A 12,616-nucleotide genomic window follows, 5' to 3' on the forward strand; every position below is an offset into this window, starting at 1 on the left:
CTGGTTATGTTGGCAGGTTTGATTACATCATTTCTAGCTATCTCTTTAAAACGTATTTATTCATTCGTTGGCATCACGAAGCTATTTCCACCAAGTTTCGTGGTAGGCCATTTACTGGTAATGGTTTTCCGGCGCGTGTAAAAATTAATACTTTCTTCACCGTGCATGTTCGTATCACCAAAAGAAGAGCGTTTCCAGCCGCCAAAAGGATGGCTTGCGATTGGTACTGGAATAGGTACATTGATGCCCACCATACCAACCTGGACGCGTTGACTGTATTCGCGGGCACTAAAGCCATCACGGGTAAAAATGGCGGTGCCATTACCATATTGATGGCGGTTGACCAGCGATAAGGCTTGCTCAAAATCAGGGACTCGGGCGACTACCAGAACCGGACCAAAAATTTCATTTTGATAGATCGACATTGAGTCATTCACCTGATCAAAAAGGGATGGACCGACAAAATAACCTTCCGGATGTTCAGGGTGCTTAAAGGAGCGGCCGTCAATTAATAGTTTTGCCCCTTCTTCAACACCTTTATCAATGGCAGCCAAAACGCGCTGTCTATGGGCACTGCTGATCAAGGGTCCCATATCACTGTTGGCTTCATCGCCGGCATTAATTCGAATCGCACGAACAAGGGGTACTAATTTATCCAGGAGTTTATCCGCCGTTTCATCGCCTACGGTGACCACTACTGAAAGCGCCATACAACGTTCGCCGGCTGAACCATAAGCAGCCCCCACAATCGCGTTGGCAGCCTGCTCAAAATCAGCATCAGGCATCACAACACAATGGTTTTTTGCGCCGCCAAAAGTATGGGCCCGTTTACCATGGGCAGTGGCAGTCCTGTAAATAGTTTCGGCAACCGGGGTTGAAGCAACCGCCGTAAAGGCCGCAATATCAGGATGTGCCAATAGCTGTTCAACTGTATTCTTATCACCTTGTAAACAATTCGCCACACCGGCCGGTAAGCCTGCCTCAGTTAATAATTCAAATAAGCGAATGGTGGCTGAGGGATCCTGTTCAGAGGGTTTTAAAATAAAGGTATTACCACAAGCGATAGCAGGGATGGTCATCCATACTGGCACCATGACGGGAAAATTAAAGGGTGAGACGCCAGCACAAACGCCCAAAGGCTGCCGTTGCGTATGGCAATCCATCTGAGTTGCTACATCAGCGGAAAAGTCACCCTGCAATTGATTAACCAATCCACAATTAAACTCGACCACTTCAATGGCGCGTAAAATGGAACCCTTGGCATCCTCTAACGTTTTACCATGTTCGCGTGTCACGAGTTTAGCGATATCAGGCAGATATTTTTCCAGCAGCTCTCTAAATTTAAATAAAATCCTGGCTCTTTTGACTGGTGCAGTCTCTGCCCAGGCAGGCCAGGCCTCCTTGGCAATGGCTACCGTTTTATCACAAAGCGCTTTGTCAGCAAAATAGACCTGGCCAATTGCTTCGCCATTAGCTGGATTATAAATAGTATGAGAATTTGTGGTGGTTTCGAGCAGGGATTTGCCACCTATATAATGAGGAACCGTGTAAGCCATTGCCAAACTCCTTCAGAATTAGGACTTACGAAAGACGCCGATCGCTTCGTTAAAAACGAATATTGCCTCGGCCTCGAAATTTTTCATAAGTACTGACTATTACTTTAAATTAATCGGAAAAGAGACTGAGTGTCACTTGATAATGGCGTTTATCTTCGCCCGCGTGTATGCCTCGCGTTTCTATTATTTCAAAGTGAGAATGTTGTTCCACAGCTTTTTGCAGGGCATTTTCAATTGCATCAGTGAGACCTGAATCTGAATAGCCGGTGTAATCTCCTATCTTTGTCGACATCTGCATATCCCTTCAGATTGTTATGAATAGTCAGTTTAGCATGAACTTTAATGAATATCTTGTAAGAATCATTGATAAAAATTGTCTAGTCTATCGATTTATTTAATAATAAAAAACCGATGTGTACCAGGGATAGTAAACATGGGGAAAAAAACGATCGTTCGCGTAGCTGAGCACGTCGAAATTAATGAGCAGCTTTTAGTGCGCTTAAAAGAAATTTTGGGCGAATTTGAATTAGAACGCTATACCGAATCGCCGAATTTATTACGAAGTTACCAACGCCGCATCGATAGTTTGGAAAAAGCATTCCTGTTTATTCTCAATACCCAGCCACTCAAAATACAACCCTCTGTATTAAAAAACTATCTCGATTGGTGTAAAAAACTATGCAAGCTGCCGCCTAGCGGCTCAATTGAAGACTATCAGAACATCCTTTCTCAATATACGGCGTTGTTAACTGACGCTATCGTTGATTACTACGATTGGCCGCAAGAGGAGGGGGCGGAAATATCCATGTTTAGCGATCGAAAGGCTATCGCACAAAAAAAATTGGAGGAAATGAAAAAGATAGCCGTAGAACAGCTTAACAAGGCAGAGCAATATGTCCTTATGCAGGAAGGCCGCGCTGATTTAGCGACCTTAACGCCACTCAAGGTTAATAGCCAGAATGAATTCGTCTTGCAATGGGATAGACAACTGCCGCCCTATTCAGAGGAGACGGTAAACGAGTTGACAGCCATCAAAGCGCTTGGCTTCAAGTGGGCAAAAAAGAAGAAGGCCCTCATCACACCAGACTGGTTTCGCCGTTTACCGCTTTATCAGCAAGCCTATTTTCATGGTAGTAACACCCATGTCAATTCTATTGAAAATTTAGCGCTTGATCTGAACAAGTTACTCGTTATCTGGCTTAAGCTAAAAACAACCTCCTCCCTGCAGGAAGAGCTTAGAAATATTGCTGCCGGGGAAACTAACCTTCCAGCCTGGTTTAGAGATTTGCCGGCTAATCAACAAAACCTTATCAGAAATTTGGTGTCCCCCACTGTTACCGTCAGTGAAGTAACTAACAATCTGCGGGCATTGGAAAGCAGGTTACAAAGAATGCATGCCAGCAATTCACCCGAGTTCAATGAGGAATTGGCGCAATTAAAAACTGTACCCTATTGGTATTTAACGCTGGCCGATTACGAACAGCGTTTCCTTAATACGGTTCTGAATCAAGTTCAAAGAGTGGAAGACGCTATTTCCTTTTTACCCAGCCGTTTACGCACCTTACCCATACTCGCCAATTTTGCTGAACATCAGTTATTACTCCTCGACCAGCAAGGGAAGATTACGAAAGCATTTCCCGCCAAACTGCGCTCAAGCCATCTGGCATCCCGTGATGTCGCAGGCCAGCTCCGTCAGGTCGGTGAGTTATATACGCTGCGGAATCTGGCAAAAATTAGAAATATCGCCGCAAATAGAATGTTACTGCTGCAAACGTTAATCAGCCCGGTCAAACTGCTCAGTGGATTTATGCCTGATTACACCCTTGAGCAGCATCGCCAAAAAGCCGTGGCGGCCGCAAAAAAAGAAGGGGCGAAGTTACTTTTTTCTACCAATCATCCCTTCAACATGGTGCGGGTACTTTATCCTACGCCAGCCAACGATTCAGGATGCGTGGCTTTGCTGCAGCAGGCCGAGGCACACGCTATTCTGGGTCAATTACCTGAATTGGAGGGGCATTGGAGTTATGAGCAAATTGAAGAGCTCGTGCGAGAAGCCTTTGCTGCGACCTATCTTGTTGAGAACAAACAGGATGACTTGAGCCCGAGTAGTTTCTATATCCTGGGCTCCAAGTCAGTAAAAGAAAATCTGGCCGATTTATTCCGTAGCAATTATCCGGCGTTGCAGCAGTTACCCGATTGGCAAAAAGTCGTTAGCCAACATTTGTTTATCATGCATAACCACCTTGAGTCCGAACATCAAACCTTCGTGACTTATAAGCAAGGTCTCGATGATTTGGCTGCCTTGGCAAAAGAATATCGGGCCGTATTAAACTCCCCTTTTGGATCAGGGACTATCCTTGATTATTCGGGTCGGGAACTCTTCCTAAGCTCTCTTGAAAACCTGTTAATCATGTACATGGACGGGGTGAGTTATGGTTCCTGCGTTAGTGGTAAAGACAGGAAAGCAATCGAAATCATCCATACCGATGCCATGTTATTGTATCGGGAATTATACGGTCGTTGGCCCAGTTTTTCTGATACAGGTGCGGCACGCAAAAATTTTGTGAAACTGGTTGTTGAATTGTATATATCAAGACATGGTGCCGAACATGCCGGACAAAATGCGCCGGGGGCAGATAGTATTAAAACGCCGGCTAATTATTGGCCTGCTGATATTGCGGAAGCCATTTGTGACCGATTAGGAAAAAAAGCCCTGACCGTTGATGATATCATAGCGACTAATAATGAGGTCGGAAAAATTGGTGATGCCAGCGCGCGCATTGTCCCTAATTTTGCTGCCTGTGTTGTCGCTGCACAAAAATTATCGAAACCCAATCAGAAAAAGCTCATTGAGCAGATAAAAATTATTGTGGAAGAAAAGGAACAGTGGGAAAAAAGAACTTATAGCTTTCCTTTTTATCCTGCGCCGCCAACCGGCGTTGATCAGATCAAACAATTATTGAATGTACCCGGTAAATACTCCAGCGCGCACATGACCAAAACGCTCGCCGAGATCTATGATATTATTAATCAGCGTCCAGAAACATCGTCGACCCGCGATAAGGTGACGCAAATGCTTTATGACAGTATTCTCTCTTTATTCAAGCATGCCGAACCTGAACAAATATGTGAACAGCAAGTTGAACACCTGATTACCATTAAAAAGGAATTCTTCAAAGAAAACCAGCAACCAATCGCTGTCTACTAGTCGCATGATTACGATGATCAAGCGTCGAGGAGTTGTTCCAGGCCGTAATACAGTGAATCCAATTGCTGTACTCGCTGACAGGATAGAATGATGCCAGGCATAAAAGAGGCTCTATCGATGCTGTCATGAGTGAGCGTCAGGGTTTCACCACGACTGCCAAAAATTACTTGCTGACGCGCAAGAATACCGGGTAAACGAAGTGAGTGGATAGGAACATTTTGATGTGAACCACCACGTACTCCCAGTATCAGTTCGTGTGAAGGCAGCTCTTTTTTATCCTGCCCCCTGGCCTTGGCGATCATTTCCGCAGTTTTCATCGCTGTCCCTGAGGGCGCATCAAATTTTTGTTGATGATGGGCTTCAATAATCTCTACCTCAGGAAGAAAGCGGGCAGCCTGGGCGGCAAAACGCATCATCAAGACAGCAGCAATTGAAAAATTGGGTACAATAATACCGCCCAACTGTTGTTCAGCACATAGACGTTGCAAATGCTGGATTTGCTCCTCAACAAGGCCGCTAGTACCGATAACAGGATGAGCACCGCTTTCGATAATGGTTACGCTATTCTCATAGACAGAGTCAGCTCGGGTAAGATCAACGACGATCGCAGCCTGTTTTTCTCGAATGGCCTGGCGCAAATTATCCTGACGGCCCAACCCCGCTACCAATTCGAAATCAGGATGATTTTTAATGGTTTCACAGGCCAGTACCCCCATTTTTCCCTGGGCACCATTTACAATGACTCGAGCGGGCATGCTATCTCCGATTAAATAAGAGTACAGAGGATCTTTTATTGTCCGGTTTCTTTTTTGTTAGCTTTTTTCTGTGCATCACGAACGACTTTTTCCGCGTGGGCAACCCGCTCAGCCATTGCTTTTTCATTGACTATGCGCAATGCCCACAAACTTGCAGGAATCCAGCCTATGATTGTCGCTTGCATAATCAATGCTACGACGCCGCCACCAGGATTATCATCCATCAGCAGTATGATCCAGGGAAAAGCAACAGCTAGAAATGTCATGAACATACGTTTTATCATGCTAATAACCTTCACATTGCACTAGCTAAAGTATACACCGAACCAGGTGTTCTAATACAACCACCTTAAATTTTTATTGAGAAAGAAGCAAGCCCTGTTTCTTACTTGTTATAAAGTCGCCTTCATGGCGATTTGCCTTTGATTGGTAATCAGAGAAAAGAAATTTATGTTGCTGATTTGCTGCTGATGCAAAGCTTGCAAATGGGATTTAAACGCTGTACATTGTATGCGCATTTTACAGCGAAATTTTTTTTGTTTTTCCGATATAGCGAAACGATATTCCGCAACTTTTCCCAAGTATATTCTAGCGGCATAATCTTTTGCTGTAGCCGTTAAGCGTTATCTAACAAGGGTAGTACAATGAGAAGGCAAGAACTTCATCCACGCACAGCAATACTGAATAAAACACAAAAAAATCAATCAAAAAAAGCGCGTAATGAAGCCTTACTCTGGCTTGCCGCTACCTTCCCTGAAGTGTTTGACAATAGCCTGCACATTCGCCCATTGAAAATCGGGATCATGAATGACGTTTTAGCCTATGCTGACAAGGCTGCCGAAGCCGGTATCTCAAAAAGTAAACTGCGTGAAGCCGTTGTTTTGTTTACTCGTCGTATTGATTATCTAACTTGCCTGAAAGCGCGTGAAATGCGGGTTGATTTAACGGGTGCGCCTACTGAAATGGTCACCGAAGAGGAAGCAGAAAAAGCAGCGGCCAAAATTAAAAAACGTATTGAAAAAAGTGCACGAAACGCACGCAAGGCATTACCTGTTAAAACATCCAGCAGTTATAGCAAACCCGCCTCACACGGGATTAACCAAACACAAGACTTTATTCCCTATCCAGAACGTACACCAGCGTTTAGTGCGCAAAACGCCTTGGTGCAACCACAGCGTTCGGCAGCAGCAATAGTCGTCAAACATAAAACGTCACGCCAGTTTGATCCCGATGCTGTAGCCCGTTTAAAAGAAAAACTGGGATTATCACGTAAGGTTGAAATGGAAGAAGAAACAGCTGAGTAATTCGCTGGATTTTTGTTGAGATAGATGAGCATTATTGAAGTGGTTTGAAACCGCTTTTCGGACGCTGGGAAATCTTCGATTTTGCCAAGGTCATGGAAATATCACGTCGTTCAAGATGACGAGAGGAAGACACGGCATCGCTACTCAGTAGCGCGGATGATTTCCATACAATTTGTTCCACCCGCTTCGCCAATCAGACGCCCTCTTGTTAAAAGCACATAAGCGTTATTTTCCAGCAATCCCCGCTCTAAAAGATGGGCAATGATTTGATCATTAATTGCCTCACTTGCCAGGTGATGGTAATCAAGCAGGATAGGAAAAACATTATTGACCAAACTTAATTTATTCACCGTACGGGCATTCGCTGTTACGGCATAAATAGGGACATTGCTATGTTGCCGCGACATCCAGATAGCCGTGGCTCCCGATTCAGTCAGTGCAACGATTGCTTTAATAGGAAAGTGATTGGCAGCATGGATAGTCGCCATGGCAATCGCTTGATCAGCGCGATGATAATGGCAGCTTTCATTATCCGCTTGATAGAAGAAAGCGGCATGCTTTTCTGCGCTGCGACAAATTTTATCGACCATACTAATCACTTTCACGGGAAAATGGCCGGCAGCTGTCTCGGCAGATAACATTACAGCATCCGTACCATCGAGGATCGCGTTGGCAACATCGGATACTTCTGCACGTGTGGGTTGCGGCTGATTAATCATGGATTCCATCATTTGAGTCGCCGTAATGACTACTTTATCCAGGCGACGGCTTTGCTCGATAATACGCTTTTGGATAGCCGGGACTTCTGCCGCTCCAATTTCCACACCCAAATCACCCCGGGCAACAATAATGGCATCAGCCGCATTGATGATCTCTGTTAAATGATGCAAGGCTTCCGTTCGTTCTATTTTTGCAATAATCGGTATATCGATGCTGCCAAATTGTTTCAATAAGGCATGCACCTCACGAATGTCTTTTGCATCTTTAACAAAAGACAGGCAAAGGTAATCCACATCAATCGCAATCGCCGTTTCTAAATCTTTCTTATCTTTTTCAGTCAAGGTTCTGGCTGCCAGGCCACCCCCTTTACGGTTTAAACCTTTGTTGCTATGTAATACCCCCCCTTCAACCACCTGGCAATGGATTAAAGGCGGTTTAACGTCCACCACTTCCAATTCGATTAACCCATCGTCGAGCAACAGGCGATCAGCGACGGCCAACTCATAGCACAAGTTGCCATAAGCAACACTCACTTCCTGTTGGTCACCCGGTTCCTGGCTGGCACAATTCAGTGTAAAGGCCTGACCATCGTGCAAATTAATTTTGCCTTTTTTGAAGACGCCGATCCTTAATTTCGGCCCCTGAAGATCAGCCATAATGGCTAGCGGGTGTTTTAATTCGGCAGCAATTGCCCGGGCTTGTTTGATAAGGTCAAGGACCGTGTCATTGGCATGAGAAAAGTTAATTCGTAAAACATCCACACCTGCAGTAAGCATCGCACGTAGCGTTTTTGCATCACTGCAGGCAGGACCGAGAGTCGCAACGATTTTAGTGCGGCGTGGCAGCATTGGCGCGCTCTTCCAGAATGGCAACAGCGGGAAGTGTTTTACCTTCCAGAAACTCCAGAAATGCGCCGCCCCCTGTCGATATATAAGAAATTTGCTGGTTTAAATCATATTGATCCACCGCAGCCAGGGTATCACCGCCACCAGCAATTGAGAAAGCAGAGCTATCCGCAATAGCAATGGCTAACGCCCGGGTACCATAGGCAAACTGCGGGAATTCAAATACACCTACAGGACCATTCCAAATCACCGTTTTTGCTGTGTCGATGATATCAACATAACGGCTTACTGTTTCAGGACCGATATCCATAATCATATCGTCGCTGGCAACATTGTTTAGTGATTTATTGAACGCCGGACAGCTGTCTGAAAAGGATTTACCCACCACGACATCGGAAGGCAAGGGAATTTGACAGCCTGTTTTAACCGCCAAATCTAAAATTTCACGGGCTTCCCCAAGCAAGTTCTCTTCATAAAGTGACACCCCAATTTCGAATCCCTGGGCTTTCAGAAACGTATTGGCAATACCGCCGCCGGGGATGAGGTAATCGACCATGCCAACCAATTGCTTTAGCAGACTCAATTTACTGGACACTTTAGCGCCGCCAACAATAGCAACGATAGGCTTTTCAGGATTCCTCAGTACATGCTGCAAGGCTTCCAGTTCCCGCACGAGCAAAGGACCCGCTGCCGCAACAGGCGCATATTTCGCAACACCGTAGGTTGAGGCTTGTGCACGATGTGCTGTACCAAAGGCATCCATGACAAAAATATCACAGAGCTTGGCCAGCTTTTTGGCTAAGGCATCATCATTTGCTTTCTCGCCAATATTGAAACGTACGTTTTCGCAAATCACCAACTCCCCATTATTGACGTCGATTCCATCCAGATAATCACTCTCAAAACGGACAGGGTAATCCAGGTGTTTGGCTAAATAATCGGCGACGGGCTGCAAAGAAAAACGCTTCTCAAATTTACCTTCTTCTGGCCGGCCTAAATGGGACAACACCATCACGGCGGCTCCCTCATCGAGGGCGGCTTGTAAAGTAGGTAACGCAGCTTGTAGACGCTGATCACTGGTAATGAGTCCGTCTTTGATCGGAACATTTAAATCTTCACGAATCAGTATTCGTTTACCACGAAGACTGAGTTCGCTCATTTTCATTAACTTCATTACGCTTTTCCTTAACGATTCATCATGTAGTTTGCTGTATCTAGCATGCGGTTAGAGAAACCCCATTCATTGTCATACCAGGCAACTACTTTTACTAAATTTCCTAACACTTTGGTTTGAGTAGTATCAAAAACAGCAGAGGCTGGATAGTGATTAAAATCGCAAGATACCAACGGTTCTTCACAAATATGCAGAATTTCATTTTTTGCTTTCCGCATGATGTCATTGACTTCTGCAACACTGGTTTCGCGTTTTGCAGTAAATGTTAAATCGACAACAGACACATTTAAAGTAGGAACACGCATGGCAAAACCATCCAATTTTCCTGCTAATTCTGGTAACACCAAACCCACAGCGACTGCTGCGCCGGTTTTGGTGGGAATAATCGATTGTGTAGCAGAACGGGCACGGCGTAAATCGCTATGGCTGCCATCCAGCAACATTTGATCCTTCGTGTAGGCATGAACTGTATTGACCAGGCCGTGATCGATACCCAAGGCATCATTCAACGGTTTAACGACGGGCGCCAGGCAGTTGGTCGTACAGGATGCATTGGAAACAATGATATCGGTTGCCTGCAAGCTTTGATGGTTTACACCATAGACAATCGTGGCATCTGCATTTTTACCCGGTGCTGAAATTAGAACTTTTTTAGCACCTGCGGCAACATGCTTCATGGCTGCATCACGACTGGTGAAATGGCCTGTGCATTCAAAAACCATATCGACTTCCATTGCTTTCCAGGGCAGTGCCGTCGGATCACGCTCGGCAATCACTCGTATAGGATGGCCCTCAATCACTAAATTATCGCCGTCCACACGGACATCTTTGCCAAAACGACCATGCGTGGAGTCATAGCGAGTAAGATGAGCAGTGGTTTCTATCCCTGATAAATCATTAATCGCTACTACATTAAATTCATTTTGACGCCCATATTCATAAATGGCTCGCAAAATACAGCGACCAATGCGGCCGTAACCATTTATAGCGACTCGTATCGTCATACTACTTCTCCGAATAACAGTGACTCGTAGCGAGTCAGTTTTAAAATAGAGCTTTTAAAGCGGCTACTATATGTTCAACAGTAAGGCCTAAATAGTTGTAAGCTTCCGCAGCGGGTGCAGAAACACCAAACCGATCTAGTCCAATGACCGCGCCGTCCAAACCGACAAAACGGTACCAATAACCACTCGCAGCCGCTTCAATGGCAATTCGCTTGCGGACTGCATTGGGTAAAACCTCTTCCTGATAGTTGTGATCCTGAGCAATAAAACGCTCGCAACAGGGCATGGAAACAACACGGATTTTTTTCCCCAGTGTAGTCATTTGCGCTGCAGCAGCGAGAGCCAGTTGCACTTCTGAGCCTGTTGCTAACAGAATGGCATCCGGTAATCCCTGGCAATCACTAAGGATATAACCGCCTCGTTCAATTCGTTCAGCGGCCTTTGCATCATGGTTTAGAGCAGGTAAATTCTGTCTCGATAACAGGAGACTGGATGGACCGGTATGATGTTCAAGCGCCTGTTGCCAGGCTACGGCTGTTTCCATCAGATCAGCGGGTCGCCATACCTGCATATTAGGTGTCATGCGCAACATCGCTGCGTGTTCTATGGGTTGATGGGTCGGGCCATCTTCACCCAGGCCGATTGAATCATGGGTAAAAACATAAATGATGCGTTGCTTCATTAACGCACTTAAGCGCACGGCGTTACGGGCATAATCGGCAAAGACTAAAAAAGTACCGCCATAAGGAATAAAGCCGCCATGCAAGGCCAAGCCATTCATAATGGCCGCCATACCGAATTCACGCACACCATAATAAAGGTAGTTACCGGAAAAATCCTCGGCACTAATCGCTTTACTACCCGACCAATCCGTGTTGTTAGAGCCCGTTAAATCAGCGGAACCACCCAACATTTCTGGTAATAAACGGGCAAATTGCTCTATGCATTGCTGGGAACTTTTACGTGTTGCCAACGCTTTATCGACAGTACGGCATTGTTCGATAAAAGCAGCACTCTGAGTTGGCCAGTTATCGGGTAAATCGCCGTTAATACGACGTAAAAACTCCTGGTAATCTTGTGGATAGTGTTGCTGATAAGTTTGGCAGCTGTGAAGCCATTGGCTTTCGTCATGTTGTCCCTGCTCGACATGATTCCATGCCGCATAAAGTGCATCAGGAATGACAAAAGGGGCATGCGGCCAATTAAAGTGCTCTCGCACCTTGGCGATACCGGCGGCTCCCAGGGGGGCACCATGTGCTTTTTCGCTACCGGCAACCGGTGAACCATAACCGATCACGGTTTTACAAATAATTAAACTTGGCTTTTTCGTTTCCTGGCGTGCTTGTTCGATGGCTTTTTCAATCGCACTGGGATCATGGCCATCAATAGGGCCAATTACTTGCCAATGATAAGCCTTAAAGCGGTTGGCGGTATCATCAGTGAACCAGGACTCGACCTTGCCATCAATCGAGATGCCGTTGTCATCATAAAAAGTGATTAGTTTACCCAGTCCCAAAGTGCCCGCGAGAGAACAGACTTCATGGGAAATACCTTCCATCAGGCAGCCGTCACCGACAAAGGTATAGGTATAATGATTAACCAGTTCCAGCTCGGAACGATTAAAATGGTTTGCCAATAATTTTTCTGCGATAGCCATACCAACAGCATTAGCAAGCCCTTGACCCAAAGGACCCGTTGTTGTTTCAACACCCGGGGTATCAGCATGTTCAGGATGGCCAGGGGTTTTGGAATGCAATTGGCGGAAATTTTTAAGCTCATCCAGGCTTAGGTTATAGCCTGTTAAATGTAATAGGGAATAGAGCAGCATGGAACCATGGCCGTTTGATAAAACAAACCGATCCCGATCAAACCAATGAGGGTTTTTGGGATTATGCTTAAGGAACTTCTTCCATAGTACCGTAGCAATATCTGCCATGCCCAAAGGCATGCCTGGATGCCCCGATTGGGCTTGCTCAACAGCATCGATACTTAAAAAACGGATGGCATTGGCTAAATCATTAGAAAGACTCATGCGTTCTCTTATGTAATC

The 12,616-nt window shown here is 45.5% G+C and carries 10 protein-coding genes; 2 read left to right on the plus strand and 8 right to left on the minus strand.

Annotated features, from left to right (window positions below; translation table 11 throughout):
• Positions 1-56: 56 nt before the first annotated feature.
• Together Lfee_RS01190 and Lfee_RS01195 are read right to left on the minus strand one after the other, a co-directional pair.
• Positions 57-1,556, minus strand: coding sequence for a CoA-acylating methylmalonate-semialdehyde dehydrogenase (locus tag Lfee_RS01190; RefSeq protein WP_058443458.1), 1,500 nt, complete (start codon positions 1,554-1,556; stop codon positions 57-59).
• Between the two features lie 109 nt (positions 1,557-1,665).
• Positions 1,666-1,848: a dodecin domain-containing protein gene (locus Lfee_RS01195; RefSeq protein ID WP_058443459.1), complete on the minus strand. Its 183-nt coding sequence runs from the start codon at positions 1,846-1,848 to the stop codon at positions 1,666-1,668.
• Positions 1,849-1,989: 141 nt separating this feature from the next.
• Here Lfee_RS01195 and sidP point away from each other — a divergent pair, with 141 nt between their 5' ends.
• Positions 1,990-4,764 carry a Dot/Icm T4SS effector PI-3-phosphatase SidP gene (gene sidP / locus Lfee_RS01200; RefSeq protein WP_058443460.1) on the plus strand — a complete coding sequence of 925 codons (2,775 nt, stop codon included), beginning with the start codon at positions 1,990-1,992 and terminating at the stop codon, positions 4,762-4,764.
• Between the two features lie 17 nt (positions 4,765-4,781).
• Here the strand turns inward: sidP and dapB are convergent, their stop codons facing one another.
• On the minus strand, positions 4,782-5,519 hold the full coding sequence (dapB, locus tag Lfee_RS01205; protein WP_058443461.1) for a 4-hydroxy-tetrahydrodipicolinate reductase: 738 nt from the start codon (positions 5,517-5,519) through the stop codon (positions 4,782-4,784).
• A 35-nt stretch (positions 5,520-5,554) separates the two neighbouring features.
• Positions 5,555-5,803: a hypothetical protein gene (locus Lfee_RS01210; protein WP_058443462.1), complete on the minus strand. Its 249-nt coding sequence runs from the start codon at positions 5,801-5,803 to the stop codon at positions 5,555-5,557.
• A gap of 360 nt (positions 5,804-6,163) precedes the next feature.
• Here Lfee_RS01210 and Lfee_RS01220 point away from each other — a divergent pair, with 360 nt between their 5' ends.
• On the plus strand, positions 6,164-6,823 hold the full coding sequence (locus Lfee_RS01220; protein WP_058443464.1) for a ProQ/FinO family protein: 660 nt from the start codon (positions 6,164-6,166) through the stop codon (positions 6,821-6,823).
• A 140-nt stretch (positions 6,824-6,963) separates the two neighbouring features.
• Here the strand turns inward: Lfee_RS01220 and pyk are convergent, their stop codons facing one another.
• The 4 genes from pyk to tkt are packed head-to-tail and all read right to left on the minus strand — an operon-like array spanning position 6,964 to position 12,598.
• A complete protein-coding gene (gene pyk / locus Lfee_RS01225; RefSeq protein WP_370446982.1) occupies positions 6,964-8,391 on the minus strand; it encodes a pyruvate kinase in 1,428 nt (475 codons plus the stop codon).
• Positions 8,372-9,562 (minus strand): phosphoglycerate kinase, encoded by a 1,191-nt coding sequence (locus tag Lfee_RS01230; protein ID WP_058443465.1) that lies wholly within the window; start codon positions 9,560-9,562, stop codon positions 8,372-8,374. Before Lfee_RS01230 ends, pyk begins: the two co-directional genes overlap by 20 nt.
• Before the next feature lie 11 nt (positions 9,563-9,573).
• Positions 9,574-10,566 carry a type I glyceraldehyde-3-phosphate dehydrogenase gene (gene gap / locus Lfee_RS01235; protein WP_058443466.1) on the minus strand — a complete coding sequence of 331 codons (993 nt, stop codon included), beginning with the start codon at positions 10,564-10,566 and terminating at the stop codon, positions 9,574-9,576.
• Between the two features lie 40 nt (positions 10,567-10,606).
• On the minus strand, positions 10,607-12,598 hold the full coding sequence (gene tkt, locus Lfee_RS01240; RefSeq protein ID WP_058443467.1) for a transketolase: 1,992 nt from the start codon (positions 12,596-12,598) through the stop codon (positions 10,607-10,609).
• Between the last annotated feature and the right edge of the window lie 18 nt (positions 12,599-12,616).

Source organism: Legionella feeleii (genome assembly GCF_001467625.1).
GTDB lineage: Bacteria > Pseudomonadota > Gammaproteobacteria > Legionellales > Legionellaceae > Tatlockia > Tatlockia feeleii.

Excerpts from the sequence above, each read along its gene's own strand:
- pyk (WP_370446982.1), bottom strand. The coding sequence starts at position 8,391 with ATGCTGCCACGCCGCACTAAAATCGTTGCGACTCTCGGTCCTGCCTGC.
- Lfee_RS01195 (WP_058443459.1), bottom strand. The coding sequence starts at position 1,848 with ATGTCGACAAAGATAGGAGATTACACCGGCTATTCAGATTCAGGTCTC.
- tkt (WP_058443467.1), bottom strand. The coding sequence starts at position 12,598 with ATGAGTCTTTCTAATGATTTAGCCAATGCCATCCGTTTTTTAAGTATC.
- Lfee_RS01230 (WP_058443465.1), bottom strand. The coding sequence starts at position 9,562 with ATGAAGTTAATGAAAATGAGCGAACTCAGTCTTCGTGGTAAACGAATA.
- sidP (WP_058443460.1), top strand. The coding sequence starts at position 1,990 with ATGGGGAAAAAAACGATCGTTCGCGTAGCTGAGCACGTCGAAATTAAT.
- Lfee_RS01190 (WP_058443458.1), bottom strand. The coding sequence starts at position 1,556 with ATGGCTTACACGGTTCCTCATTATATAGGTGGCAAATCCCTGCTCGAA.
- gap (WP_058443466.1), bottom strand. The coding sequence starts at position 10,566 with ATGACGATACGAGTCGCTATAAATGGTTACGGCCGCATTGGTCGCTGT.
- dapB (WP_058443461.1), bottom strand. The coding sequence starts at position 5,519 with ATGCCCGCTCGAGTCATTGTAAATGGTGCCCAGGGAAAAATGGGGGTA.
- Lfee_RS01220 (WP_058443464.1), top strand. The coding sequence starts at position 6,164 with ATGAGAAGGCAAGAACTTCATCCACGCACAGCAATACTGAATAAAACA.
- Lfee_RS01210 (WP_058443462.1), bottom strand. The coding sequence starts at position 5,803 with ATGATAAAACGTATGTTCATGACATTTCTAGCTGTTGCTTTTCCCTGG.